The sequence below is a fragment of the Psychroflexus salarius genome (assembly GCF_900129035.1).
Taxonomy (GTDB): Bacteria; Bacteroidota; Bacteroidia; order Flavobacteriales; family Flavobacteriaceae; genus Psychroflexus; species Psychroflexus salarius.
Genome location: NZ_FQTW01000006.1, coordinates 116,751 through 142,392, shown reverse-complemented (window position 1 = coordinate 142,392; position 25,642 = coordinate 116,751). Strand labels below are relative to the sequence as shown.

Here is a 25,642-nt window from a genome sequence, read left to right as displayed (position 1 = left end):
ATTGATTTTTAATGTCAACTTCCTGTTTTATTTATTATTGTTCATTATTATGAAGAATTATGTTATGAAAGAATTATCGACTTATTTTACTTTTTTTATTTTATTCTTAAGTTATGTTAGTTTTGCTCAGATTGCAACCCCAGTTGAAGGTGGTTCTGTAAATGTTGATGTCACAACAATCACTGAAACAGAAATGGATGATGGCTCTGTAGTGGTTGTTTTTCCTGTAGGAGAAAATCAGACTTTCGAAGTCCCTGATGAAGTTGATGAAATAAGCTACCTCATTGTTGGTGGTGGCGGTGGTGGTGGTTTTGCTACAGATCGCACTGCTGGTGGTGGTGCTGGAGGGCGTGTTGTATCCGACGCGTTTGAAGTCTCGCCAGGTGATCTAATCACAGTAACAGTTGGTGCTGGCGGAAGTGGCGGTACAGGTCCTGATAGTCCCGGTCTTAGCGGTGATAATTCTATTTTGGTCTATAATGGAGACACTATTACAGTTCCAGGGGGTGGTCGTGGGGCACAACTTAATTACAGCGCAGTAAATGGTGGCGGGGCATCCCATAATAGTCCTTCCGCTAGCTATAGCCCTTCAAGCTTCCCGCAATTTAATGGTGGTAGCGGTGGTGAGCATTCATATCAGTATAATTGTTTCGGGGTTCAGAATAGAATGTCTTTTTTTGCAGGAGGTGGTGCAGGTTCTGCCGGTTCTGGCGGTAATGGTTACTATAACGATTGGGACGATCATTCATCTGGTGATGGTGGTAGCGGTATAACTTCTAGCATTACTGGCACTACTCAGGGTTATGGTGGTGGTGGTGGTGGATCATATCAATATCAGATGCAACCTACTGAGTATCCATGGGCAGAAGGTTTTGGTAAGGATGGTGGTGGAAACGGAGGTACTTACTATTTGAAACTCGGCAGTCTTTGCACAAATGATAGAAATACTGTTGTAGAAAGGATTCCTAAAATGAATACTACTAATGGTATTGATGGTCGCGGTGGCGGCGGTGGAGGTGGCCGTTCTGACTGGGATGGAGTAACCGGTTGTTCTGGCAATTGTGTTCAGCGCGGTGGCGACGGTGGTAATGGTGTGGTAATCCTAAGATATACTCCTAAAATTCCAAATTTAGACGTTAATGAAATTACAGTCGTAGAAAATCTTGAAGGAAACACAATTGTTGTTTTTCCAGAAGGAGAGTCTACATATACACTTCCCAACAATGTTACTCAAATAGAGTATTTAGTCGTTGGTGGCGGTGGTGGCGGTGGATTCGCTCGTGATCGTTCAGCTGGCGGTGGTGCTGGTGGGCGAGTCCTTGAAGGTAGCATGTCTGTTTCGCCCGGACAAGTCTTAAATATACATGTCGGGGCTGGAGGCGTCTATGGTAAGTGGGGCCGAAACGCCGAAAGTGGAGAAGCCTCTTCTATACTAGATGAAGATGGTGCAACTCTAGCTTTTGCTCCAGGCGGCGGAAATGGAGGTCGTATCTCGGATAGTCCAGAAAATGGAGGTGGCAATTATCATGGCGGAGGCTCAGGTGCTGCTTACGCTTCGCATGAGGGCTTTACATCATTTTCTGGAGGAAGCGGTTATGATGGCGGTGGTATTCGTATTTACTCTGGTGGCGGTGGTGCTGGTACTTCTGGTAATGGTTTTAATGCAATTTCAAGTTCAGCAGGTAATGGCGGCCCTGGTTTTGAGACAAGTATAACTGGTAAAACCATAGTCGTTGGCGGCGGCGGCGGCGGTGGTACACAAGTATTTAGTGGTTATAATACGGCTAAAGGTTTAGGTACTGCCGGTGGTGGTAATGGTGGTTTTTGGCATCAATCTGCAGCAGATAACGTTAATATGTCCTGGAAAAATGCGTTAGATGGCTATGGCGGCGGCGGCGGCGGTGGAACATCTGATATTGACGGTGATTCAACCTGCGATGGTTTTAATGATGATTGTATGCAGAATGGTGGTAACGGTGGCAATGGTGTAGTTGTTCTCAAATTCAATAACGCCGCTTTCGAGTGGAATGGTTCACAAAACGATGATTGGAACAACACAAGTAATTGGTCTAAAGAGGTAGTACCTTCAGCAGGTTCAGATATTCACATTTTAGAGACTGCAACTCATATGCCCAAAGTTAACAGTGATTTATCTATTAAAAATTTAGAGTTAGATGCCGGTTCAACATTGGCGATTAGTTCAGGTAAAATACTTAGTGTTAGTGGTAATATTTTAAATAATGGTAATATTCTATTTGAGAGTGATTTAAATGGCTCAGCTTACCTTAATGAATTTTCTGGTACTATTTCTGGGTCAGGTACATTCACATTTCAGCAATATTTTAATGATAAACGCGCCTTTAGGATGGTTACAAGTCCAGTTAATTCTTCTAGTATTTTTGATAATTGGCAAAATTCGGGAATTTATGAACCAGGTGTTGGAACACATATAACTGGAGAACAAGGAACAGTCGGAAGTTTTAACACTGAAACTGGAATAGATTATACTTTATCTGGAAACCATTCACTATTTGAGTTTGATACTGATAATGGTTGGCAAAGTGTATCTAATACAAAATCAACAAACTTAGTTGCTGGTAAGCCTTATCGCTTATTTATTCGTGGAGATAGAGGTGTAGACTTAACTGATAATTTAGCATCTTCCTCAACAACAATTAGTAGTGCAGGAGATATTCTTTACGGAAACCAAACTTTAAGTTTCCCAATAGCTAACTCAGCTAATACAAGCTACATGTTTTTAGCTAATCCTTACCCGTCAAGAGTAGATGTAAGCTCTATTTTATCAAACAACGCTAATACCTTAGCTACTAGGCTATGGGTTTGGGATCCTTCAGTTAATGAAAGAGGTGCATTTGTATTAATAAATAATATAGATTCAGGAGAAGGTGAAACTATACCTTCTAGTTCAGCAACCAAATTTTTAGAACCTGGTCAAGCTTTTTTTGTTGAATTAACAGATAATTCAGTTAGTGATATTACGTTTAATGAGCTCGATAAAGATGTTGAAACTATTGTTGGGGTAGGTAGGTCTGTAAATCAAATTATTGAACCTCGTATTGAGTTAAAACTTAATAATCATGATGGAGAAGAAATAGATGCCACGCACATAGAGTTTTCTGAAAGCTTTAATCATGCAATAGATCAGTTTGATGTACCTAAGCTTGGTAATGTTGACGAAAATTTAGCAATTATTAATTCTCAAAAACTATTTACTGTAGAACAGCGAAATTTACCGTCTTTTGAAGAAGAAATACCATTGTTTACAAATAACTGGCGTAATGAAAATTACAGTTTTACTATTAATTTAAACAACATGCCTAATACTCAGGTGTACATTTCAGATGCTTACTTAGCTACTCAAACACTGTTAAATAACTCTAACACTTATAGTTTTACTGTAGATCCTAATATACCCGATTCTCATAGCAATACACGTTTTAGTTTGCTGTTGGTTTCGCAAACTTTAGATATGACAAATCAAGAAGACTTCAATATATCTTCAATATCACCAAATCCAACTTCCGGTAATGTTTTAATTAATACATCACTTAAAAGTAATTCTGCAGAAGTTAAAGTTTATAACAACTTAGGTCAAGTTGTTTATTCAAAAACAGAAATAATTGAGTCAGGAAAAATAAATTTAGTCCTAAACCAACTTAATTCAGGGGTTTATTTTATCCAGTTAAAAGATAAACAAGGAAATAAAAGCATTAATAAATTAATAATCAATAAATAATGAAATTCTTAAAACAAGCTTCAGTAATACTGTTATTTTTATTTTCATTTCAAATAGCAAACAGTCAGTCCCTTGAGGATGAATTTGGTTTCGAAGATGATGTCAATGATGAGCCAGCAGCACCAATATCGAACTATGTAACTTTTGGATTGATTATAGGTGTAGTATATGGTTTTAAAAAAATAAAATTTACTTGAGATTAAAATATCCTTTAATCTTATAGTGTGAGTTAGTAAGCTTCCCCATAGTTTCTAATTCTAGGTGCCTGTTTTAAATACAGGCACCTAGTTTATAACCTTTCTAATATTAAAATAATAATGAGATATACACTTGCCCTAATTTTTTTTTTAATTTGCTCTTGGTGTACCACTTACTCACAAGACTTGTTCTTGCAAAAAGATTTAAGCTCTATTAAGGCATCTCAATTTAGCGATTCTCAAATACAAAATTTAAAATATCAGCTCGAAAAGCGCGATTTAACAATAGATCAATTAGCCTTGATTACTCAATCTAAAGGGATTGATGAAAGTGAGTTTGATAAAATAAAATTGAGATTAAAAAATACTAAGCATATCTATTCTAATCAAGATTTTAATATTGAAGATAGCACAGAAGTATCTAAAAATTTAAATACCTATTATTCATACAGGCAGCGAGATTCAATTTACAAAACCTTAGACACATTAATTGTTAGTAACAACGTCTTTGGCTCTGAAATGTTTAATGATATGGCATTAAGCTTCGAGCCTAATCAAAATCAACCTACACCAGCCAACTATATCCTTGGCCCTGGAGATCAGCTAGAGATTGTATTGTTCGGGGAACAACAATTTAATCAGTCACTCATCATTTCAAAAAATGGAAAGCTAATTTTACCTAATATTGGCTCAATACACCTGAGCGGACTTCAGCTTGAGCCTGCAATATCTAGAATTAAACAGCGTGTAGCAACTATTTTTAAGTCCTTAAAAACAGGAGGAAGTCAACTTTCAGTATCAATATCTAAATACAGAACTATCAATGTAACTATAATTGGTTCAGCGCAGCCAGGAAATTACAACCTAAGCTCTATGAGTACAGTATTTAATGCACTTTTTGTAGCAGGCGGTCCAAATAATCTAGGCTCTTACAGAATTATAGAACTGATTAGAAATAACCAAATAATAAAAAAAATTGATTTGTATGACTTTCTAGTTAAAGGCGATCAATCTGCTAATTTAGCATTAAAGGACAATGACCTGATTCGAATACCGACTTATAATTCTAGGGTTTATTTAGCAGGTCAAGTTAAAACACCTGCTATCTATGAAATCCTCCCAGGAGAAACTCTTGAAGACATTGTTAATTATGCATCTGGATTCACAGAAGAGGCTTACAAAAATAGAATCTTAGTTACTCAAAAAACCGACAAAGAATTAAAAATAATCGATTTAAACCAATCTAACTATAAATTTTATCAACCAAAATCTGGTGATGTTATAAGGGTTGATAAAATTTTAAATAGATACCGAAATCGTGTACAAATTAAAGGAGCTGTGTATCGTCCGGGTAATTACAGTCTGTCAATACAAGACACCTTAAGAGTAAAAGACCTCATTGAGAAGGCTGATGGTTTAAAAGAAAATGTTTTTCTACCAAGGGCATCTTTAATCAGGCAAACTGATAATCTTACCAAAGAATATATCAGTGTTAATCTTAAGGATTTGCTTAATGGAGACCAAGAAGCTAATCTCATTCTTCAAAAAGAAGATGTACTCGTGATTTATTATGACGAAAAACTACTAGATACCTATAAAAACTTTATAGAGGGTGAGGTAAGATTTCCCGGGAATTACAACTTCTTTAAGGGTAAAACCCTTTACGATTTACTGCTAGAGGCGGGCTATTTTACAGATAAAGCTTCAAAACGTGTAGATGTTTATCGACGATTGATAGTTGATGAGTATATACCTCAAGACCAAGATCAAATCAAAACCTTTAACTTAACGATAGACCCTCAAAACCCTGATGTAGCAGAGTCATTTTTATTATCACCTTTAGACTATGTAATTGTTAGAAGAGTAATTACTTCAGAGACTCCTTCTATCGTCACGGTTAAGGGTCAAGTATCTTATCCTGGGAAATATGCCTTGATAAAAGGGATTGATAATATAACTAACATTATTGAAAGAGCTGGAGGTTTTAATGATGAAGCCAATTTAAATGCCATCAAAATAGTAAGAGCTGAAAAAATAATTCCTATTAATTGGTCATCATTGAAGCGTTTAAGCGCTTCAGAAATGCTTAGAATAGAACCTGACGATGTGATTGAGGTTCCAGAAAAAAATCAAACAGTTTCTGTACAAGGTCAAGTCATGCTTGAAACTGAACTAGTTTATGAAAAAGGAAAAACTTTGAGATATTATCTTAAAAATGCAGGAGGCACTAACAGTCTTGGTGCTAAAAATAAAATATTTGTGACCTATAGTAATGGGTCGGCTGCAAATACTTCAAGCTTTTTAGGATTTAAGTTTTATCCTAAAATTAAACCTGGTAGTACAATTATGGTTCCTACAAAGCCAGAACGAGATAAGCTCAACCTTAACGAAGTGATAGGTGTGGCTTCAACACTTGCAACATTAGGTGCTGTTTTACTTGGAATTTTTATTCGATAAAATTTCAGATCAACAAGATGCAAACTAATCAACCACTAATACAAAATGACGAAATAGATTTAATAGAACTTCTTCGAAAGCTCTTGGCATTTGTAGGCTATTTAAAAACTAAAAAAAAACAATTATTGTTAAGCTTTTTAATCGGCGCATTTTTAGGCTTAATGTATCCGTTGTATAATCCGCTAACTTACACAGCCACGATTAGCTATGTTGTTGAGAATGAAGTTTTAGACTTTCCTGAAAAAATAAACTCTTCAGAATACCCGTGGTTAATTGTTAATCCTGGCCGAACCTTCTTAGATGAAAATTTAAGCACACTTTTTACATCAAGAAAAATGATTGTAAATGCAATAGAGCAACCAGTAGTGTTTAACAATGATACCACCACACTGCTAGATGAAATATACCTGAAGGATGATGTGTTAAAAACGCTGAAACACTCTAAAGATAGCCTTTCATTCACACGAAAAAAGGATAGCTTGCTTAACTCTATATACTTGTCTTTAGTAGAATCTAATATAGATATCACTCAAGACGAGTCACTAGGAAAATTAACGGTTACACATCAAAATGAATGGTTTGCCCAGCAACTAGCATTAAACCTTCTAAAAACAGTCGAAGACTTTTATACGAAAACTAAGATTAAACGATCAAAAAATAACTTAGCTATTTTACAAAGACAAAGAGACTCTATAAAAGATATTCTTAATAAAAATCTTACAGCGGTAGCTGTACAAAATGATAATAATTTCGCTTTAAATCCCGCTTTAACAGCTAAACGTCTTCCATCTATTAAGGAGCGAGTTGATGTAAAATCTAATACAATAATGCTAAACGAGCTTATCAGGCAAACTGAATTTGCAAAAGTACATCTTAGGTCAATTAAGCCATTTATACAAGTGATAGATCAACCGATACCTCCGTTGGTTAACAATCATTATAAGTGGTATGTTAGACTGCTATTAGGAGGGTTTGCCCTAATAGTCTTATACGTTATTTTTTGCTTTTTAGTTAAATTAAAAAACAAAATAACACAACTGGCTTAATGTAATCAGATTAAAATTATCTGGGTATATTAGATTAATTTTGATTGGTTATGAAAACAAAACGAAAAATAAATTCTTTCTTTCCTCTATTGGCTTTAAGCCTTCTGCTTATTCCCTTTGTGGCCACGCAACTAACACCAGAAGTCAATTGGTCTATTCTAGATTTTATAGTTATGGGTGCTTTACTATTAAGCTTTAGTTATGGTGTATTCTTTATTATACAATTTGCAAAGCGCAAGTGGTTTAAGTATGGCTTAATAGTCTTGTTATTTGTTATGCTACTTCTAGTTTGGGTAGAATTAGCAGTGGGTTTATTTAGTGTATAATTTAAGTGTTTTATATAAAGTAGTATTAGTTGGTTGTCTTGGTTTTTTTAGGTCTATAGAATAAGGTCACTAAAAGTAGTAATGCTAAAAAAATCAAAATATAAACTTCCATCTTGGTGTATAAATCTACCGAGGCGATGGCTTTTTTACCGATAAATAATTGGCGGCGGCCTTCTTCTAACTGAATTTTGGCTAAACTGTGTAAGTTGGTTTCGAGTGTATTAATTTTTATTTGTAGTTCTTTATAAGGTTGAGGTGCTTGACCTAACTTGTTTTCTAGGCGGTAAAGTTGGTCTAAATTCTGCTCTAAATCGTTAAGCGTCGTTGCTTCAACCGGGACGAGTTTTGTAGCCTTAAAGTCTTCAAGTAGTTGATTAATTTCAGTATTAATTTCTTTATTTCTACGGCCATAAAAAGCTTCATCTTGTTCTAAAATAGCCAGTTCTTTTTCTTGCAGTAACAGGTTAATTTCAAAAATAATATCGTTGACCACTAAACGATCTTTATAAATACTATTAATGCTGTCTTGCACCTTTTCGAAGTTATGGCGGTCTACAAAATTTGTGGCAATAATGACCAACATCATAAAAAGTAGTGCGCCTGCCCATTTTAATTTTGTTAATTTCATATCATCTAGCTTATTTTAATTGAAATATACTAAAAAATATAAATTCTAACTTGACTTTTTATGACTTTAATAAAGCGAGCTGCTTTTTAAGTTATTTGTTGTGTTGTAAAGCTGTTTTATTTTTAACATACTTCCAGATATTTAGGACTGTAATAAGCTTTGCTTGGTTGTGTTTTAAATCTGTTTTTTTAAATTGACTAAAGCCCTAGTTACCCCTAAGTATCCCCTAAGTATCCCCCAAGGATCTCTTTAGTGAGATGCTTCAACTGATGCCTAAATTAAAGTGTAAATTTTAGTTCGCTTGCTGTTCTTTTAGTTGTATTTAATTCACCTTGTAGATTTTGCGTCATAGCTTCAATAGGCTTTAAATAGAGCCATTGGGTTTTACTTGTTTTTATTGTAACTTCAACCCAAAAATTTAGCATGACAGCAGCATTTGTTTTTCAGTTGGTTAATGCCTTGGTTTTGCCCGCCTGGATAAGTTTGGTGTTTTTTCCGAAGAAGTCATGGCGGCCATTAGTGGTCTACATCATTGCGGTGCTTATGGCTTTGGTGTATGCCGTTTGTGTACTATCCGGCTTAGACCAATTTAACGCAGAAGCTTTTTCGACTTTAGCGGGTGTTAAAGCTTTATTTGCCACCGATCAAGCCATACTAACGGGATGGATTCATTATTTAGTGTTTGACTTATTAGTGGGGCATTGGCTGTTGCAGCAGTCGCAAAAACACAATATTCCGCATGCTTGGATGATTCCCTGTTTGCTCTTGTGCTTTATGTTTGGTCCTGTGGGTTTTCTGGCTTATACCTTGGTGCGATCGATTTACAGATTTAAAGCCAAAACTTCAACTAACAATTCATAACAAAACGACCACCAAATGCTTAAAACCTTTTTGCGCGGCTTATTAAAAGTTTTGGCTGGTCTAGTAGGCTTATTACTCATTAGCTTCGTCGTTTTAAAATTGGTTTACAACGCGCCTGTGCCATCTGGCAAAAGCGGACAAGCTGCTGATATGTTAGCACAGCAGATGCTAGAAGCCATTAATCATAACGCCTTTACCGAAGCCAAAGTCATACATTGGAGCTTTCGTGAGACTAACCATTATAAATGGTTTAAACAAGAACATCAAGTTCAGGTCTCATGGAAGGATTATCAAGTTAATTTGCAAACCAAGTCGCCCCAGCAAAGCCAAGCTTACAAAGGCGATACCGAATTAACAGGCCAAGCCAAAACCGAGGCGATTGCTTATGCTGAAAAAAATTTTAATAACGATAGCTTTTGGTTAATAGCCCCACATAAGCTGTTTGACCCTGGCACCAAACGACAATTAATCCGGGCAGATGGGCAAGACAAGTTATTGGTAACTTACACTTCGGGCGGTAGTACGCCAGGCGACAGCTATCTTTGGACGCTTAATGAACAACACATTCCTGTAAGTATGCAACTTTGGGTGCGTATTATTCCGTTTGATGGGATTACAGCCGAATGGCTTAACTGGCAACCGACCAAAGCTGGTTTTCCTTTACCTGAAGAACGCCGTTTATGGGGTTTTAAGATTCCGATTAGTGATGTAAAAGTAATCCCTTAAGCTGTTATTTGGTTTTAACTGAACTGGAAATTTTAAAAAAATTTGATGGTTAAAGTTATATTCGTTAGTTTTAAGCTTCTTAACCAAGTCAATAACTTAACGTGTCATTTAAGTCAATCAAATTTCCTGATTCCTATACCTATAGCTCAGATTCTGAGCATATACCATTGGAGTTCTATAATGAAGTTTTCCCGGTTTCAAAAACAGTAGATTTGTTTTTGGGATACTTTAATACAGGCGCTTTTCGGGTGTTGTCAGAAAGTTTCGCGGAGTTTATCTATAATGGTGGTACAATGCGAATGATTACCAACCATTATTACACAAAATTAGATTTTGACAACTTAATAGCTGAGCCAGAGTTAAACGACTACGGTGAAGTTTCTAAATTGGTTAAGGATTTACGTAAATTAAAAGAAAGCTTAGATGAATATGGGCAACACTTTTTTGATTGTTTAAAATATCTCATTAAAGAAAATAGACTACAAATACAACCTGTAAGCTTCGGTAAGCAGAGTTTAAGCCACAGCAAAGAAATGTTATTTTTTGATGGTGAAGACTACATTTTAACCCAAGGTAGCATGAATTTTACCTTGGCGGGAATTGTAAAAAATGCAGAAAGCTTTCAGGTGGAAGTCCCATGGAATTCTCCTGTTAGTCAAGTTAGAATCGAAGAGCAAAGAAAACGATTTGAAAAAGTATTTAACCAACAACACTCTGAATATACCTATTTAAGCAAAAATGAAATTCAACAAGCTATTGATGAAGTAGGTGTTGAAAGGCCCATAACTGAATTACTGCAAATAAGCATTAATTTAAGCTCTGAGAGTTATACCAAAAAACTTAAAGAAATTTATCAAACCAAAAAAGAACGATTTGAAATTATCATTGAGAAAATAGAAAACGAGCCTCGTTTTCCATTTGACGAGCCAAGAGATTATCAAAAGCAGGCTTATAAAAATTGGGTTGAAAACGACTATAAAGGGATTTTTGCTATGGCGACAGGTACAGGGAAGACCATAACGTCGCTTAATTGTGCCTTAGAAGAATATAAAAAAAACAAAACCTACCAATTTATTGTTTTAGTGCCTTCAATTGCTTTATTAAACCAGTGGGAACAAGAAGTTAAAGCATTTAATTTTAAAAATATCATCAAAATTGGCGGAGGCAACAAATGGGAAAAAGATGTCGCTAATTTTACAAGTAACCTTTCTTGGGGCATTAATAAAGATATAGTAATGATTGCTACCTATGGCAGTTTTGTTACAAAGCGTTTCCAAAAGTATTTTAATAAAATACAAGAACAATTTTTATTGATTGCTGATGAGGCTCATAATATGGGTGCAAGTCAAATAAAAAAAATCTTACAAGATGTAGGCGTTAAGAAAAAAATCGGCCTGTCTGCAACACCTAAACGAGTTTATGATCCAGAAGGTACTGATGCAATCGATTTATTTTTTGAGGATAAGCCACCTTACATTTATTCATTTAGTATGGAGCGCGCACTTGAAGAAGAACGACTCACTGAATATAAATATTACCCTAAGATTGTTGAGCTACAGAGTGAAGAACTAGAGAAATACATAGAAATCTCTAAGAAGTTATTGATCTATTTTGATTTTGATAAAGGGCAATTTAAAAATGACCCTATGGTTGAAAAACTACTTTTATCAAGGAAAAATATTATTCATAAAGCCCAAAATAAAATAGAGTGTTTTAAAGAAATTGTTGAAGAGCTGAACAATAAAGAAAAATTAAAATATGTGTTTACCTATGTGCCTGAAGGTTTTGTGTACGATGAATCTGGTGATGGCGAAAGAATGCTAAATGACTTTATACGCGCTTCAATAGATGTTAAACCAAATTTAAAGCTCAATTCCTACACTGCCGATGATGAAGATTTAAACGGAATTTTAAAAGGCTTTTCTGAAGGAAAAATTGAAATGCTTTTCGCTATGAAAATGCTCGATGAAGGTGTAGATGTACCTAGAGCTGAGGTAGGTGTTTTTGCAAGTAGTACAGGTAATCCTAGACAATTTATACAACGTAGAGGACGTCTTTTGAGAAAGCACAAAGATAAAGCTAATGCTATTATTTATGATATGGTAGTAGTGCCGCCATTAAATGATGCTAGCGCAGATACCTACCGAATGGAAAGAAGCCAAGTTAAAACAGAATTACAACGTGTTGCACATTTTTCAAGCTTATCTATGAATTACTATGACACTAAAAATGAACTCAATTCAATTTGTGAAAAATATGAATTGAACATTGACCAAATTATAAATGAATTATGCTAAACAAAAGAACCAAAATAATCAAGGACATTTTATTTGAGCCGGAAATTCAAAAAAAGTATAAACTAACAGAAGATGACTTATCAGGTATGCATCGTAAAAAAATAGTTGATGTACTAGAAACCATTATTAATGAAAATGATAATGGTAGAACAGCTAGACAAATCTACCCAACAATTAAAAATATTCATAAAATTTAGCTATGGCATCAATTATTAATAGTATTAGTTTTAAGAACTTCTTCAATTACTATGGTGATTTTGAAGACAATACTTATAAACTTGAAGAAGGCATAAATATAATAGTAGCAGATAATGGTGCTGGTAAATCAAAATTTTTCAATGCTTTTTTATGGCTGTTTTACGATCAAATTTTAGATTCTGATACAAAACAGAAAATAAATATTAAAAATGCTGGAGTAAAAATCATCTCCGATAAAGCAAAGAACGAAACCGCTGTAAATGATTATCTAACTTGTGGTGTTTGTGTAGAATATACAAGTGGAACAAGATATAAATATCAAATCATAAAATCATTTACGGCAACACGCTTAGATGAGAATATAACAGATGAAAACAGTTGGCAGTTCGTGATGAACGAATTAGAAGTCAATAGAACTGAGTTAGTTTTACATAAGTACAAACCTGTCTATGATGAAAATGAAAAGAAAAAAATCATAGACAAACTGATCATGCCTGCATTTAGGCAATATTCTTTTCTACAAGGTGAAGAAGTTGACGATATTATAGATTTCAGTAAAAAAGAAAGTATAGAAAAGGCTGTTGAGAATCTAACCGATATAAAGAAATACGAGCAAATACATAAACTCCTAGAAGAGTTTAAAGAAAAGGCTTTTAAAGATGTGCAAAAACAAATAAAAGCGAACGACTCCCAAAATGAACGCTTCAACAATGCAGTTGAAGAAAAAGAAAAAATTGAACAAGCGCTCGAGCAAGAACAATTAAAACTCAAACAGTTTAATGAGACTTTAGCTAATGCAGAAGCTGAAAAAAATGAATTAGACAAGCTATATGCAAATGCAGAGAAAAGGAAAGAATTTGACGATAAATTAAAGCCCTTAAGAAAAAGGTTACGGGAAAAACAAGAAGAATTTGAAACCTTTTTAGATCGAATTAATAATCGTTTTTTTGACGGAAATTTTGCTTGGATTGCTTTAGGGTTTGAGCAAGAAGTTGAAAAGTTTAGAGAACTTAATGATGAGTTTATTGAGAAGCGATACGAGAAAAAAGCACTTAAGAATGTAGAAGAGAATCCAAACGAGTATTTCCATTTCTTACCTGAAAATTCTCCCGATTCGGTATCACTTCAAAATATGATAGATGATGAGCATTGTTATGTTTGTAATAGAGAGGCAAAAGAAGGGACTCCTGAATATAAAAACTTAGTAAAGTTAAAGAATAGAACTAAAGATAAACAAAGTGAGAAACCATTTGTAAAAAATGATTTAAAAAATTTCTTTGGTGACTTACAAATTAATGCTCAGCCCTTTTATAATAAACTTGATGGTATTAAAGATTCGATTATTAAAACCAAAGAAAAAGAGGTTGAATTAAAAGATAGTATTGAACGTTTAAAAAAGAGAATAAAGTCTTTAGAAGATGATCGTAATTCTATAATGATTGCTGGGCATGATCAGGATCAATCAGCAAAAGATGTCATAAGTAGCTATAATGGCGCTGTCCGTAGAATTTCTAGTGCAGAAAATAAAATTAATGACATTATTATACCTAAAATAAATCAGCTAAAGAAAGATTTAAAATTGATTAATGAAGAAGTTAAGAGCTTAAATAAATCTAATAATATTCCAGATGGATATAATGAAAATTACGAAGTACTTAGCGACTTAGAAGAAGCAGCAAGTAAAGCAAAGGATAAAGTTTTTGATGGGATGATTAATTTGCTGGAAGAACATGCTAATATTCACTTCAAAAATCTTATCAAGAACAACGATTTATCTGGTGGGATTTTAAAATTTGAGAAAAATCCTAATGGCTCAATTAATTTTAATTACTTAGATAGTAAAGGTAATTCTGTATATGGAAGTTCTGAAGGTTTCCAACGCATGAAAAAATTCTCTGTGGTTATGGCAATTATCTCTGCTAATAATGCCGAATATAATTATCCTTTATTAGCTGATGCCCCTATTTCTGCTTTTGGTGAAGGCTTTACGGAAGGCTTTTTTGAAGCTATCGGAGATGTCTTTCCGCAAAGTATTGTATTAGTCAAAGAATTATACAAGCAAGAAGACGATATGAAAATTAATGAACTTGGTAAACGACTATTAAAAGACGAAAGAGTAAAAACCATGTATGTAAATCACGTTCCTGAAAATGCCGAACAAATTGAATTAGTAACCACAAAAACAAAGTTGAAATAAGAAGTTATGACAGCACAAGAATTTAGGAATAATATATTAGTAAAAAAACCAAGATACGCAAAAAGTAAGATTCCTGTTATTGAAGCTTTTGCTAACAAAGGACAATCAAAATCAGAATACAGTCAATTTGGACCTATTTATGAGCTCTATATTTATGCCTTTAGGTTGGGCTTAAAAAAAGGTTTAAAACTACCCTTACCACCCAGAAACTCAACCAAAGATTTTGTAGAAATAGGCAAATGGAAACGTGATTCTAGTCTGGTCGATTTTTTATTGATGATTGTTTTTAGTCATAGTGAAGAAATTGGGTTTGACTGGAATGATTTGGAAGATATGGACGAAAAAGAACTTAACGTTGTTGTTAGCAATATTGTGGAGTTTATTGAAAGCTATGCTAATGGTGGTTTACAATATCTCCAAGAAGAATGGGAAAATGATAACTTGATTAATTCTAGTTATTTGTTTGTGGATTTGATGAATGAGTAAGATTCATTCAATATAATTTTCTTGATATTCAATAAGTTCATCTATTATTTTGGAAGCTTGAAATTCGGAAAAATTCAAGCTTTTGCAAGTAGTTATGATTCTGAATCTTTCGAAGTATAGGTAGTCTTTTATGAATTTATTAGTGTTCTCAAATTTTTTTTCACGATTTACGTAACTGAAGGGTATAAAAAATAACTGAATTGGCTCTTTTTTATAAAAGTTAAAATATTCTGCGAATCTATTTACTTCCGATAGCTTTGACTCAAATATTTTTTGACAAGTACATTGTGTAATAAAGACCAATTTGTTTTTATTCGAATCATCGAAATTAATCCATGAAAAAATGTCACATCCTTTTTCTTTAGAATTATAAGGACTAATATCTTCAATTTCTTCATCATTTAGTTTTAGCCCAGCATCATTAGCAAGATTTGTGATTTTTGTAATTGTATTACCTCTATAATCAGAGTTTTCCCCAAATTCTTTTACGACAGCATTTTTTGGTAAAAAGTCTTTTAAAGTTATTGCAGATAATTTCTCAAATTCACTAGTAAGGAGGTTTTGAAATGAATTGAAAATGTTTAAGTTAGAGCAAACCAGTAATAAAAGATATAACTTTCTCGAGTCATTTAATCCATTTTTTAATCTCAATATTTCAGATTGATTTTTTTCAATATAGAATGGGTAGTTATCAGAGTATAATACTGACCTTTGAATAGCCTTTTCAAAAATATTATTCACAAAGATTTCATCTTTATCCCTAATTTCGGCTTTATCATAATCATCTGTTCCAAATAATCTATCTTGAAAATCTCCTCTTGTGACACCATCTGAATTTGAAAAAAGAGACATCAGCTCCAAAAAATCAGTATAAGCAGTTAAGTCATGTCTTTTGTAATCTGGCTTGTCGATACCCTTATAGTTGGTGTATGCTTCATTAATATTACTTTTAAAACTCATCTTTTGAATCTTCAATTTGGTCTTTGTATTCTTTTATTTTAAGTGCTAGCTTTCTTATCATTTTTAAATCTTCATATAGATTTGAATAAAAATCTTCTACCTTATGAGTTAAATTATCAGCACTTTCAAGTCTTTCAAGTGATTTTATTATTTCTGTCCTAAATATTGAATCTATATCCTTAGTTAGTTCAACCGAATCGTCTATACTTTTACCATCTCTAAATGCTTCTAGTGCTTTTTCACTTCCTAAAATTAAATCCAATTTTTTTAAACCATCACTATCTCCAATTACTCTAGGAAGCCCTTCAGTTTTTTCAAACCACCAAAAAATTAATTCTTTTAAATTTTTCTGATTTAAATCTTTCAAAGGAGTATTAGAATTGATGTTAACTCCAATATGTTCTTTGATATTCTTTTTATTAAGAGCATCTACGAGATAATTAAGGTGAAACTTAGTGTCATCTAATCCTGAAATTGAATAAAACCCTTCGTCTTCTACCTTTTTGAAAATATTAAAGGCTGTGATTAACCTCCTAACATAGTTTGATGAACTTCCAATATTTTTTGCAATATTTCTACATTTAGTAATAAAGTTTTTATCATCAAACTCATTATGATAAACATCATACAAATAACTTGCCTTTTGCAGAAGTTTCCACGACTTAATACCAGTTATGTGCCTGAAGCCTAGATATTTTAAAATTTCACTTTTATCTTCAAAAACAAGACAAGGTATGTCTTGTGGTCTTTCTTCAGTATTTTCAATAACCTCACTAATAGCAGATTTCTTAACATTTGCTAACTCAGGTTCGTTAAGAAGCTTCACCGCAGTCAATCTTCTGTTCCCTTCAATTACTATATAATTTTCAGGGTTTTCTTTATCTTCAACGACTAATAGTTGTTCTCCAATAAAGTAACCATTTTGTCCGATTGCGTACATGAGCTCAACTGTAGCTGCCTCTAATAACATCCAGTTAATTAGATCTTTTTCTTCTTTCCTACCTCTTCTAAATGAACCAGGTAGTCTCGGGTTTTCAGGATCTAGTTTTATCTTAGAATAATTTATCTTTCTAAATTTATTTTCTTTATCCATAATTGTTTTTAAGTAAAAAGGTTAAGCGTATCTTTAAAATGATTTTTATCTTTTATTAAATCCAACCCATCATCAACATGCATCTTCACATATTTCCCCAAATCTTGATTGCTAATATGTAATTGATAATGTTGAGCCACTAAAGCTAAATAGTATTTATCATAATCGCCAAATAAAACTTTTCGAGAATATTCTTTACCACCAGAATCTTGGATGTCGCTTAAATCAAGTTTTTTATTGGTTTTTAAAGAGTAAGCCAAAGCAATGCGGGCAATCACGTTTTCTGCACCCAAATTAAGTTTTCTGGTCAATTGAGATACCACTTCTTTATTGGCTTTACTAGTTCTAACGTGCGTAAACATGGTCTTCTTCTTTAAAAGCTTTAAACAATTGGTTTAATTTGTATTGCTGGAAGGCTGAGCCAGTTTCGTTATGCTGGATCATATATACTTGGCTTAAGTTTGGTTTCATCAAGTTATATTCTTTTTCTGTCAACTCTTTTTCAAGCAGTGGGAATAAAACTACCTGATTAGAAATATTAGGGTAAAACTCTTCTATAATATTTTTAGAGTGGTCTTTATCAAATTTTTGCAATGGACTATCTATAAATACGGGGAATTCAATGCCAGATTCATCTACCAAAGCTTTTAGTAAAGCAGTAGCATATAATTGTTGCTCACCTTTAGACAAGTTATCTTTATCAATAATATTGTTGTTTTCACCAATTAAATCAATATCCATCACATCTTCTCGGATGTTTACTTGTACATCTTTTACAAAATTGTCTTTGTGCATCAAACGCTTTAAGCCTAACACAATAGTTTTTTGTAGGGCAAACTTTTTTTCTTCTTTTATACGACCAATAACCGTTTTAATTTTATTAAGTAACTTCTCTGTGACTTGATACTTTTTAAGGTCTTGTTCAATTAAATTAAAGTTCTTCTCAAATTCAGATAAAACTTTTTTGTGGGATGTGTGTTGAGAATTTAAACTGCCAAACTCTTCAGCTAACTTATTTTTATCTTCTTTAATTTGGTTTAAAGCTTGGTCAATTTTTTGTTTCTCATCTCTCAGTTTTTTGGCTAAGTGATTATCTTTTCTAGCTTCACCTTGTTTTATTTTTCGGCTAACACGGCTGTAATTAATTCGGTTGTTTTTTTCTTCTTGAACTAATTGCTCAATCTGTGACTTAAAACTGGTTTGCAAATGCTTATATAAAGCTAAAAATTCACGGTGTTCTTCTTCTGTAAAGTCAAGTAATACTTTAGATTGATCTAAAGCATTTGCTTTTTCTTCCTTTTTAAGTTCACGTTTATAGGCTTTTTTTGTGAGCTCTTCGAGTTGTTGCTGTACCTTTTTATCATCTGTTATTCCAGATAAATCTTTAATTAATTCTTGGCTGAATGTTTCCAGTTTAGACTTATAAATACTTAAACTAAAATGGTGGTTCTGTACCTTACTTTCAAGCTCTAATTGATTTTTAAGTTGTTCTACTTGTTCACTTGCGATTAAGAATGGTAAAAGTTCGTAATGTTTTTTAAGCTTTTGTTTAGTGACTTCAATTGCTTTTTTAAGGTCTTCACGTTCCTTTTTTAAAGCTTTGAGTTCTTCTAAAGTAATAGCGTTTCCTTCTCTAATTAATTTTTCTTGAAGTGCATCAGATTTTGCTTTTAAATTAGACGCTCTAATGTCAAGGTCATCTTGCTGTTCCTGATTGTAATCAATGAGCTTGCTAAGCTCTTGATCTTTAGCAATAAGTTGGTTGAGTTTCTCTTTTTCTTGTTCAGAAACACCGCGTCTTCTTAAGTTAGAAAGTAGCACTTCTAAGTTGCGTTTGAGCTCTTCGTATTTTTTGATCCCAAGTACCTCAGAATAAGCTTTACTTAAACTTCTTAATTCGGATTTAGATTTAGCTTCTGCTAACGAAACAATTTTTTCGGCATCGAAAAAGAAAAACTTAGCAATTTCTCTAGGTAGAAGAAAATCATTAATAAAAACTTCATAACCCACATCTTTTGTTAATTCATTTTCGCTACCATCTATAAGCAATTGTAAAGTTTCTTCCTTGGTTTCAAAATTGTAAGTTCTTTTTATTTCCACCTTTTTGCAGGGTACTGACGGTATAACTACATCACTTAAAGTGACATTCACTTCCATGATTTTAGGCGCTGAGCTTAGTTTTATTTCATTATTGAACTGTGTATCAAGGTAATCTTGATAACCACCTGCTTTTTTGATGTCTTTGCGGTATTTATCTTCTACTTGAGCGATTAGCTTACCGTAAAAAACCCAGACTAAGGAAGTTAAAAAACTGGTTTTACCAAAGCCATTCTTACCTGCAATCAAGTAAATATTTGATTTCTTTTTTTTCTTAAAATCTATAAGATTGCTCCCTTTGTAAATTCTAAAGTTTTTTATTTCAATCTGGTCAATTCGCATTATAAGCTTTTGTTTACAAACTCTTCGATTCTTCGTTCTACATCATTATGCAATCCGTATTTAGAAAGCATTAAAGTTTTTGATTCTTGCAGGGAAATTAAATTATCAATCAAATGATAGTAATTGGCATCATCTTCACAAGTTTCTTTAAGGATTCTTCGCTCAGTATCATCTAAAGATTTAATGTTGTTTGTGCTTATATTTTTACCGTACACCTCTTTGTAAATCTCAGAAACGCTATATTCAAAAATCATATCTCTATTCCAGATGACTTGAATGGCAATTAATTCTTGGTTATTAATTAAGGTAATATGTGGTCGGTCTTTTTGTACTTCTTTTTGTGTTTTTAAAAGTTCTTTTAAAGTATCTGCACGATATTTTGGAGTATAAGGTCCAAAGTTTCGTCCATCATCATCTACTGCAGGAGCACCGTTTCTTCTTTTAGGCATTCGGTTCTCGCCTATATTTCTATTGTCAACTAAATTGTTTCTAAATTTTAAAAGTGGTGCCATCCATTCTTGTCCGTTTTCTATAAGAGCAGACATAGATTTATCTTGTTTTACAACGGTACATGTCCAACAACCAAAACGTGATTGACCACAAGAAGAATGTTTTTTATTGGTCACTACTGTCGGACATTCATAGTCATCAGCACTAGCGTCCGCATAAATTTGAAATAAAATTGAATTATCAAAACCCCAAGGCGAAGGCACAGCATTAATGATATACCAAACTTCTTCAAGCATTAAGCTTTTTATTGGTGCATAAACATAGGTGTTTGGTGTGGTTCCGTGCTTAGATAAACGGCTTCCTTCTACTTCATGCTTTTTCATAGAACGCTCACGCGTGGCACTTTCTTCATATCGTGTACCGAGTAAAACGATAGCTTCACCCATTTTATCAATTTGCTCTAAAAGAAAGTTTGAAGTAGGCTTAATTTTTAACCGATCTGTACACCATCTAAACGTATTATTTGGGACGGGATAACCTTTTCCTAAAACATTGATCCAAAACGATTCTTCTAATTTAGGTGTTGTTTTTTGAACAAAAATGGGGAGTCCTTGTTCACGAGCTTCATGATCTATTTTTGATAAAACATCATCAACGTAATTAGAAATAATAGGATTCTCTACCATAGTATCATTACAAACCACATGCACAGGCCTTTTTAATTGAAATGGCATTGGTGCTTGCTTTTTGAACCGTTTTAAGGCTGTCCAAACTAAGGTTAATAAAACGGTAGAGTCTTTGCCACCACTAAAACCAATTATCCATGGTCTATTAGAGTCGCCACTATAAGCATACTGATCAATTATTTCATCAATAATTTCTTCAGCTTTTTTTAATTTTATTTTTGACATGACACGTTAATGGTTTTCTATTTCTTACCTTTTTCCAATCGTTTAATTTTATCTTCTAAGGCTTCAATAGTTTTCTTTTGTAATTTTATCACATAGTCTTTGTCCTCAATATGATTGTCGTTTTTTTCATTTACCTTAATCATTTCTCCTTCACCACGAAACAACCAGTCGGCTGACAAATCTTGATAAGTGTTTATCAATTTTGATATATTTTGACCTGAAAGCGACCCTCTTTTTCTTGCTTTACCAATAAGACCATTAGATATACCAGTTTCTTTAGATAATTTATTATCATTTAAACCTTTGTAAATCATGTATTTATCTAATCTTTCAAAAAAATCTATCATTTTTGATAAAAATTATTTGTTTATATATCAATAATGATATATATTTGTATCGACACGTTAAGAAGGCAATACAAAATTCAGTTATGCAAGATAATGATCATATTACTTGTACGCTAATTTAATTGCCAAAACTTGAGGGACCGAAAGGTCTCTCATTTTTTAAAAATAATAAAATTATGGGATTTTTTAGTTGGATGACACAAGACACAAACAAAAGTATTGCTAATTGCTACTCTGGGAGCGCTTTTACTGTTTTTATGCTAGACGATAAAGGCAATATCTGGGAAGAGTCAAATTACAACGGTTACGGTATGTTTGGTGGTAAAGATTTTTATGAATTGTTAGCCGAAATGAATGGGCAAACAGATAGGGAAGACGGTATTAAACTTTATTTTGATAATGACGAAAGCAGTGTAAAGTACCCTAACTTGGTAGAGTACATTGATAATTGGCAATGGCAAAACAAAAAACCCGATGAGTGTCCACATCAAGGGCATTTTTATGAATAAGCGGCGCTAACCTAAAAACTTAGCATAAGTATTCGTAGACTTATCATAAGTTTGGCCAAACATAGCATAAGTTTTTAAAAACTTAGGTTATGTTTTAAGCCAACAACAAGACAAATTTTTTTTAAAAAAATGACAAAAAAAGCCCGAAGATGTGTATCTTCGGGCCATAACAAACTTAAAAAAGTGCTTTAAACTGCTAGCTTTGGGTCGTAATCAAAGTATAATCTAGCGATTTAAGCGCTTTTTTTATGCGCTTACCAGCGCGGTAGTTTAAATGCACACTGCGTACATTAGCAGGGCTTTGTTCTTCGGCGGTTGCTGTGCCTTCAGAACGTACACCCACTTGAAAATTACCTAAACTTCCTAACTGCACCACATGACCTTGGCCTAACTGGTCTAGCATATTATGCTCTAAAGCACGCAACACCGCTAAACAGTCGGGCTCTCGCACCGTAGACTGGTTAGAAATTAAATAGGCCAGGCGTTCAAAATCAACAAGCCCTTTTTTAATAGCTCGTAAGTAAAACAACTCAGGCGCCTGATTGTCCTGAGGGTTCTTTCTGCTGTTAACTTTTAAATTAACCATATTATTAAATTATTTTGCCCGCTAGCAAGGTCTTGGTTGATAAAGAATAGCAGTCAGCTAGCATCCTGTTACCATCTACACTTATAAAAAGTGTGCTCACTATAATAAGCCTTATTGACGTATACTAGCTTATGATAGACAAATAGTTATTAACAATCGCGAAATCTCTGTTATAATGGGTGTTTCAAGAAAATAAAATTTAAATTTTAACAAAAATGGTATAAATTATTTTTAGCCTAAACTTTAATCTATTTGTTTTTAAAGCTTCAGTAGGGCTTCAGTATAGCTAAAGTATAGCTAATGTATTAAGAGTGTATTAAAACAGGGTTTACAAAAAGCCTTAATTCTATAAAAATGTAAAATAAACTTGACATTGTAAAGTTTTATTGTATATTTGTAAAGTCTTATTTACATTTTTACACATTTAATCTCAACTGATGATGAAGAATTTAAAACAACACACTTTAAAATTAGCCGGCTGGACCTGGTCTTGGGTGGCTACCTTAGCTTTAGCGACCTTTGGTCCAAAATTTATTTGGGACGAGCATCAAGTTCTCACCACCTTAGCCATTGCGGTTAATTTAGTGAATGGCGTGATGATGATTATTGCTAACCGCCGTTATTTTAATGCCATGGACGAGCTACAGCGAAAAATACACACAGAAGCCCTAGCCATTACCTTAGGTTTAAGCGTGATTGTAGGCTTAAGCTTTTCGTTACTCGACCAAACCAACCTCATTAGCTTTAATGCAGAAATTGGCTTTTTAGTTGGTTTTATTGGCATTACTTATATGCTGGCGCTACTCATTAACAGAAAACGCTACGCATGAAAAACAAATTGAAAGTCTTACGGGCTGAACACGACTACACCCAAGACCAATTGGCTAAAGCGGTTGAAGTTTCTCGACAAACCATTAATGCCATTGAAAAAGGAAAATTTGACCCCAGTTTAGTCTTGGCCATTAAACTGGCCCGATTGTTTAAAACGGACATTGAAGCGATTTTTATTTATGAAGATCAACCCAGTTGAAGTTAATGGTTTTGCCCTGTTTAAACCTGACCAATAAGAGGGCAAATGCTTAAGATTGATGCAACTCGGCTTTGTAATGATCAATCTGCTGCTGAAGCTCTTGCGGTAAACGCGGGTTTTTAATATCAGTATAGGTTTGCATCTTTGCTTTGATAATTTGAGCCACGAGTAAGCGCGCATGATGCTTAGAGTCTGAAGGAATGATATACCAAGGCGCATGTGGTGTTGAGGTGGCCGATATGGCTTCTTCATAACAGCTGATATAATCGTCCCATAGCGCGCGGTCTTTTAAGTCTTCTGGCGAAAACTTCCATTGTTTATTCGGATTGTTGAGGCGTCTGAGCAGTCGGTGTTTTTGCTCATCTTTAGAGATGTGCAGAAAAAACTTAAAGATAATACAGCCATTTTGATGAATGTTTTGCTCAAAATGATTGATTTGTTGTAAACGCGTTTCCCAAAAATCTGGTGTTATATCGCCTAAGCTGTTAATATGTGGTAAGTTTTCATGTAGTACAATTTGGGGTTTTACCCTTGAAATTAAAACATTTTCGTAATGCGAACGGTTAAACACCGCATATTTACCGCGCGCAGGCAAGGCTTTATAGTGTCGCCATAAAAAGTCATGCTGAAGTTCTTGGCTTGAAGGTTTTTTAAAGCTATGAGACACCACACCGCGCACATTAAAATCTTTAAACACCTCTCTAATTAAGCTGTCTTTTCCAGACGTATCCATACCTTGAATACAAACTAAGACCGAATATTTGCCATGCGCATACAGTGTATTTTGCATCTCACCAAGTTGTCGGCGTTCTTTCCGCAATTGCTTTTTGAGTGTTTTTTTACGTATTTGCTGCTCGGGTAGCGTAGGATATTGGTCAAGCTTTAAATCTGAATTGGCTATAAAGGGTTCAAGTTGCATTTGAAGGCTATTTAAAAGTCTTAGCAAAATAAGTGATTACAAGGGCTTTTCCTAGGTTTGTGCTTGTTTTTTTGAGAAAACGTTTTTGTAACTCAACTGTACTCAAATTAGCTCAGACTTTTGAAGCTAGCATATATCATCACATCATCATTACAATCTCAATGATACATCGGTTAAGGCTAAGCCTTCAGTTACAAGAAAAACTTGTTTTAAAAGTTTACTTATTCCTCATCCCAAAAAAATACTTATAAACTATATTTAAATTATTAATAGTTAACTATTTGTAAATCAGAAATTAGCAACTGTGTTTCTGGTTTATTTTTAGCTAAAAAAATTAGATCATGAAAACAAAACACATTTTTTTAGCAGAATTAGCCGTTGTACTAACGAGCAGTTGTGCGGTCATCAGGCCTGGAGAAGTTGGGATTAAACAAAAATTAGGTCAATTATCTGATGAGGTCAACACTGAAGGAACCGTTTATTTTAATCCGCTCACAAGTCGGGTGATTAAAGAGTCTACCCAAACTAAAAACATTAAACTCTTTTTAAGCTTACCTAGTAAAGAAGGCTTAAGTGTTAATTCTGAAATTTCTATTCTTTATCGTCTAGATGGTAACAAAGTAGCCTCGGTACTTAAAAACTTAGGTCAAGATTATGAGTCGGTTATTACCAGTGTATTCCGTTCAGCTGCTTCAGATGTATGTGCTAAATTTTTTGCGAAAGATATGCACTCAGGGATGCGTGCCGTGATAGAAGATGAAATTTTAAATAAGATGAGAACTAATCTTGAAAAACAAGCTGATGGAATTGAATTAATAGCGGTATTAATGAAGCAAATACAGCTGCCACCAGGCTTAGCGAGTTCTATTGAACGTAAACTGCAAGCCGAGCAAGATGCCATGCGAATGGAGTTTGTACTGAAGCAAGAAACCTTAGAAGCTCAAAGAAAAATTATTAATGCTAAAGGCGAACGAGATGCCCAATTAATTATTGCAGAAGGATTAACCAATGGCATTATACGCATCAAAGCCATTGAAGCTTTTAGAGAATTATCTAAATCTAACAACGCCAAAGTAATTATAACCGATGGTAAAACGCCGCTTATGGTTAATGATAATCAAACCGTTACGCCGGCTTCAAATAAGTAAAGCCTATATCTAAAATCAAAAGCTTTGTTTTTTAAAAAACAAAGCTTTTTTTATCCTGTTTTAGAAACGAAAAT

25 protein-coding genes are annotated in these 25,642 nt (G+C 33.8%); 15 read left to right on the top strand and 10 right to left on the bottom strand.

Features of this window, described 5'->3' with window-relative positions; translation table 11 throughout:
* Positions 1-64: 64 nt before the first annotated feature.
* The 5 genes from BUB82_RS08715 to BUB82_RS08695 all read left to right on the top strand — a co-directional run bounded on the left by BUB82_RS08715 (position 65) and on the right by BUB82_RS08695 (position 7,783).
* A complete protein-coding gene (locus BUB82_RS08715; protein ID WP_073193232.1) occupies positions 65-3,757 on the top strand; it encodes a T9SS type A sorting domain-containing protein in 3,693 nt (1,230 codons plus the stop codon).
* Positions 3,757-3,954, top strand: coding sequence for a hypothetical protein (locus BUB82_RS08710; protein ID WP_073193231.1), 198 nt, complete (start codon positions 3,757-3,759; stop codon positions 3,952-3,954). Before BUB82_RS08715 ends, BUB82_RS08710 begins: the two co-directional genes overlap by 1 nt.
* Before the next feature lie 120 nt (positions 3,955-4,074).
* Positions 4,075-6,411: an SLBB domain-containing protein gene (locus tag BUB82_RS08705; protein ID WP_073193230.1), complete on the top strand. Its 2,337-nt coding sequence runs from the start codon at positions 4,075-4,077 to the stop codon at positions 6,409-6,411.
* Positions 6,412-6,428: 17 nt separating this feature from the next.
* Positions 6,429-7,457, top strand: a complete 1,029-nt coding sequence (locus BUB82_RS08700; RefSeq protein ID WP_073193229.1) for a hypothetical protein — start codon at positions 6,429-6,431, stop codon at positions 7,455-7,457.
* Between the two features lie 50 nt (positions 7,458-7,507).
* Positions 7,508-7,783, top strand: coding sequence for a hypothetical protein (locus BUB82_RS08695; protein ID WP_073193228.1), 276 nt, complete (start codon positions 7,508-7,510; stop codon positions 7,781-7,783).
* 25 nt (positions 7,784-7,808) lie between these two features.
* Here BUB82_RS08695 and BUB82_RS08690 read toward each other — a convergent pair whose 3' ends face one another.
* Together BUB82_RS08690 and BUB82_RS11775 are read right to left on the bottom strand one after the other, a co-directional pair.
* Positions 7,809-8,411, bottom strand: a complete 603-nt coding sequence (locus BUB82_RS08690; RefSeq protein WP_073193227.1) for an MCP four helix bundle domain-containing protein — start codon at positions 8,409-8,411, stop codon at positions 7,809-7,811.
* A 278-nt stretch (positions 8,412-8,689) separates the two neighbouring features.
* Positions 8,690-8,836 carry a hypothetical protein gene (locus BUB82_RS11775; protein WP_159432031.1) on the bottom strand — a complete coding sequence of 49 codons (147 nt, stop codon included), beginning with the start codon at positions 8,834-8,836 and terminating at the stop codon, positions 8,690-8,692.
* Between BUB82_RS11775 and BUB82_RS08685 the strand changes: the two genes are divergently transcribed.
* The 6 genes from BUB82_RS08685 to BUB82_RS08660 all read left to right on the top strand — a co-directional run bounded on the left by BUB82_RS08685 (position 8,835) and on the right by BUB82_RS08660 (position 15,176).
* Complete coding sequence (locus BUB82_RS08685) at positions 8,835-9,272, top strand: ABA4-like family protein (protein WP_073193226.1); 438 nt, start codon at positions 8,835-8,837, stop codon at positions 9,270-9,272. The two genes, BUB82_RS11775 and BUB82_RS08685, sit on opposite strands and share 2 nt — an antisense overlap.
* Positions 9,273-9,287: 15 nt before the next feature.
* Positions 9,288-9,998 carry a hypothetical protein gene (locus BUB82_RS08680; protein WP_073193225.1) on the top strand — a complete coding sequence of 237 codons (711 nt, stop codon included), beginning with the start codon at positions 9,288-9,290 and terminating at the stop codon, positions 9,996-9,998.
* A 101-nt stretch (positions 9,999-10,099) separates the two neighbouring features.
* Entirely contained in the window at positions 10,100-12,295 is a 2,196-nt protein-coding gene (locus BUB82_RS08675) for a DEAD/DEAH box helicase family protein (protein ID WP_143185667.1), read from the top strand.
* A complete protein-coding gene (locus tag BUB82_RS08670; protein WP_073193224.1) occupies positions 12,289-12,492 on the top strand; it encodes a hypothetical protein in 204 nt (67 codons plus the stop codon). The genes BUB82_RS08675 and BUB82_RS08670 overlap by 7 nt, the downstream gene beginning before the upstream one ends.
* Before the next feature lie 2 nt (positions 12,493-12,494).
* Entirely contained in the window at positions 12,495-14,690 is a 2,196-nt protein-coding gene (locus tag BUB82_RS08665) for an AAA family ATPase (RefSeq protein WP_073193223.1), read from the top strand.
* A 6-nt stretch (positions 14,691-14,696) separates the two neighbouring features.
* Positions 14,697-15,176 carry a hypothetical protein gene (locus BUB82_RS08660; RefSeq protein ID WP_073193222.1) on the top strand — a complete coding sequence of 160 codons (480 nt, stop codon included), beginning with the start codon at positions 14,697-14,699 and terminating at the stop codon, positions 15,174-15,176.
* A gap of 3 nt (positions 15,177-15,179) precedes the next feature.
* On the opposite strand, the gene BUB82_RS08655 is transcribed toward BUB82_RS08660, so the two are convergent.
* Genes BUB82_RS08655 through BUB82_RS08630 form a run of 6 tightly spaced genes read right to left on the bottom strand, consistent with a single transcriptional unit; the run spans position 15,180 to position 21,343 of the window.
* Positions 15,180-16,136 carry a hypothetical protein gene (locus tag BUB82_RS08655; RefSeq protein ID WP_073193221.1) on the bottom strand — a complete coding sequence of 319 codons (957 nt, stop codon included), beginning with the start codon at positions 16,134-16,136 and terminating at the stop codon, positions 15,180-15,182.
* Positions 16,126-17,229, bottom strand: a complete 1,104-nt coding sequence (locus BUB82_RS08650) for a hypothetical protein (RefSeq protein WP_073193220.1) — start codon at positions 17,227-17,229, stop codon at positions 16,126-16,128. The genes BUB82_RS08655 and BUB82_RS08650 overlap by 11 nt, the downstream gene beginning before the upstream one ends.
* An 8-nt stretch (positions 17,230-17,237) precedes the next feature.
* Positions 17,238-17,591 (bottom strand): DndE family protein, encoded by a 354-nt coding sequence (locus tag BUB82_RS08645; protein WP_073193219.1) that lies wholly within the window; start codon positions 17,589-17,591, stop codon positions 17,238-17,240.
* The gene (gene dndD, locus BUB82_RS08640; RefSeq protein ID WP_073193218.1) at positions 17,575-19,668 is read right to left on the bottom strand and encodes a DNA sulfur modification protein DndD; all 2,094 of its coding nucleotides are present in this window, start codon (positions 19,666-19,668) and stop codon (positions 17,575-17,577) included. The genes BUB82_RS08645 and dndD overlap by 17 nt, the downstream gene beginning before the upstream one ends.
* Positions 19,668-21,029: a DNA phosphorothioation system sulfurtransferase DndC gene (gene dndC, locus BUB82_RS08635; RefSeq protein ID WP_200796295.1), complete on the bottom strand. Its 1,362-nt coding sequence runs from the start codon at positions 21,027-21,029 to the stop codon at positions 19,668-19,670. The genes dndD and dndC overlap by 1 nt, the downstream gene beginning before the upstream one ends.
* Positions 21,030-21,046: 17 nt before the next feature.
* Complete coding sequence (locus BUB82_RS08630; protein WP_073193217.1) at positions 21,047-21,343, bottom strand: hypothetical protein; 297 nt, start codon at positions 21,341-21,343, stop codon at positions 21,047-21,049.
* A gap of 209 nt (positions 21,344-21,552) precedes the next feature.
* Here BUB82_RS08630 and BUB82_RS08625 point away from each other — a divergent pair, with 209 nt between their 5' ends.
* Entirely contained in the window at positions 21,553-21,885 is a 333-nt protein-coding gene (locus tag BUB82_RS08625; protein ID WP_073193216.1) for a hypothetical protein, read from the top strand.
* A gap of 196 nt (positions 21,886-22,081) precedes the next feature.
* On the opposite strand, the gene BUB82_RS08620 is transcribed toward BUB82_RS08625, so the two are convergent.
* Entirely contained in the window at positions 22,082-22,471 is a 390-nt protein-coding gene (locus tag BUB82_RS08620) for an HU family DNA-binding protein (RefSeq protein WP_073193215.1), read from the bottom strand.
* A gap of 437 nt (positions 22,472-22,908) precedes the next feature.
* Here BUB82_RS08620 and BUB82_RS08615 point away from each other — a divergent pair, with 437 nt between their 5' ends.
* Positions 22,909-23,301, top strand: coding sequence for a hypothetical protein (locus BUB82_RS08615; protein WP_317041054.1), 393 nt, complete (start codon positions 22,909-22,911; stop codon positions 23,299-23,301).
* Positions 23,298-23,501 (top strand): helix-turn-helix transcriptional regulator, encoded by a 204-nt coding sequence (locus tag BUB82_RS08610; protein ID WP_073193214.1) that lies wholly within the window; start codon positions 23,298-23,300, stop codon positions 23,499-23,501. Before BUB82_RS08615 ends, BUB82_RS08610 begins: the two co-directional genes overlap by 4 nt.
* Positions 23,502-23,550: 49 nt before the next feature.
* Here BUB82_RS08610 and BUB82_RS08605 read toward each other — a convergent pair whose 3' ends face one another.
* Positions 23,551-24,420, bottom strand: a complete 870-nt coding sequence (locus tag BUB82_RS08605; RefSeq protein ID WP_073193213.1) for a polyphosphate kinase 2 family protein — start codon at positions 24,418-24,420, stop codon at positions 23,551-23,553.
* 341 nt (positions 24,421-24,761) lie between these two features.
* On the opposite strand from BUB82_RS08605, the gene BUB82_RS08600 reads away from it, so the two are divergent.
* Positions 24,762-25,568, top strand: coding sequence for a prohibitin family protein (locus BUB82_RS08600; protein ID WP_073193212.1), 807 nt, complete (start codon positions 24,762-24,764; stop codon positions 25,566-25,568).
* The last annotated feature ends 74 nt before the right edge of the window (positions 25,569-25,642 follow it).

Bases quoted from the DNA above. Each gene is read 5' to 3' on its own strand.
- BUB82_RS08715 (WP_073193232.1), top strand. From the start codon at position 65: ATGAAAGAATTATCGACTTATTTTACTTTTTTTATTTTATTCTTAAGT.
- BUB82_RS08710 (WP_073193231.1), top strand. From the start codon at position 3,757: ATGAAATTCTTAAAACAAGCTTCAGTAATACTGTTATTTTTATTTTCA.
- BUB82_RS08705 (WP_073193230.1), top strand. From the start codon at position 4,075: ATGAGATATACACTTGCCCTAATTTTTTTTTTAATTTGCTCTTGGTGT.
- BUB82_RS08700 (WP_073193229.1), top strand. From the start codon at position 6,429: ATGCAAACTAATCAACCACTAATACAAAATGACGAAATAGATTTAATA.
- BUB82_RS08695 (WP_073193228.1), top strand. From the start codon at position 7,508: ATGAAAACAAAACGAAAAATAAATTCTTTCTTTCCTCTATTGGCTTTA.
- BUB82_RS08690 (WP_073193227.1), bottom strand. From the start codon at position 8,411: ATGAAATTAACAAAATTAAAATGGGCAGGCGCACTACTTTTTATGATG.
- BUB82_RS08685 (WP_073193226.1), top strand. From the start codon at position 8,835: ATGACAGCAGCATTTGTTTTTCAGTTGGTTAATGCCTTGGTTTTGCCC.
- BUB82_RS11775 (WP_159432031.1), bottom strand. From the start codon at position 8,836: ATGCTAAATTTTTGGGTTGAAGTTACAATAAAAACAAGTAAAACCCAA.
- BUB82_RS08680 (WP_073193225.1), top strand. From the start codon at position 9,288: ATGCTTAAAACCTTTTTGCGCGGCTTATTAAAAGTTTTGGCTGGTCTA.
- BUB82_RS08670 (WP_073193224.1), top strand. From the start codon at position 12,289: ATGCTAAACAAAAGAACCAAAATAATCAAGGACATTTTATTTGAGCCG.
- BUB82_RS08665 (WP_073193223.1), top strand. From the start codon at position 12,495: ATGGCATCAATTATTAATAGTATTAGTTTTAAGAACTTCTTCAATTAC.
- BUB82_RS08660 (WP_073193222.1), top strand. From the start codon at position 14,697: ATGACAGCACAAGAATTTAGGAATAATATATTAGTAAAAAAACCAAGA.
- BUB82_RS08655 (WP_073193221.1), bottom strand. From the start codon at position 16,136: ATGAGTTTTAAAAGTAATATTAATGAAGCATACACCAACTATAAGGGT.
- BUB82_RS08650 (WP_073193220.1), bottom strand. From the start codon at position 17,229: ATGGATAAAGAAAATAAATTTAGAAAGATAAATTATTCTAAGATAAAA.
- BUB82_RS08645 (WP_073193219.1), bottom strand. From the start codon at position 17,591: ATGTTTACGCACGTTAGAACTAGTAAAGCCAATAAAGAAGTGGTATCT.
- dndD (WP_073193218.1), bottom strand. From the start codon at position 19,668: ATGCGAATTGACCAGATTGAAATAAAAAACTTTAGAATTTACAAAGGG.
- dndC (WP_200796295.1), bottom strand. From the start codon at position 21,029: ATGTCAAAAATAAAATTAAAAAAAGCTGAAGAAATTATTGATGAAATA.
- BUB82_RS08630 (WP_073193217.1), bottom strand. From the start codon at position 21,343: ATGATTTACAAAGGTTTAAATGATAATAAATTATCTAAAGAAACTGGT.
- BUB82_RS08625 (WP_073193216.1), top strand. From the start codon at position 21,553: ATGGGATTTTTTAGTTGGATGACACAAGACACAAACAAAAGTATTGCT.
- BUB82_RS08620 (WP_073193215.1), bottom strand. From the start codon at position 22,471: ATGGTTAATTTAAAAGTTAACAGCAGAAAGAACCCTCAGGACAATCAG.
- BUB82_RS08615 (WP_317041054.1), top strand. From the start codon at position 22,909: ATGATGAAGAATTTAAAACAACACACTTTAAAATTAGCCGGCTGGACC.
- BUB82_RS08610 (WP_073193214.1), top strand. From the start codon at position 23,298: ATGAAAAACAAATTGAAAGTCTTACGGGCTGAACACGACTACACCCAA.
- BUB82_RS08605 (WP_073193213.1), bottom strand. From the start codon at position 24,420: ATGCAACTTGAACCCTTTATAGCCAATTCAGATTTAAAGCTTGACCAA.
- BUB82_RS08600 (WP_073193212.1), top strand. From the start codon at position 24,762: ATGAAAACAAAACACATTTTTTTAGCAGAATTAGCCGTTGTACTAACG.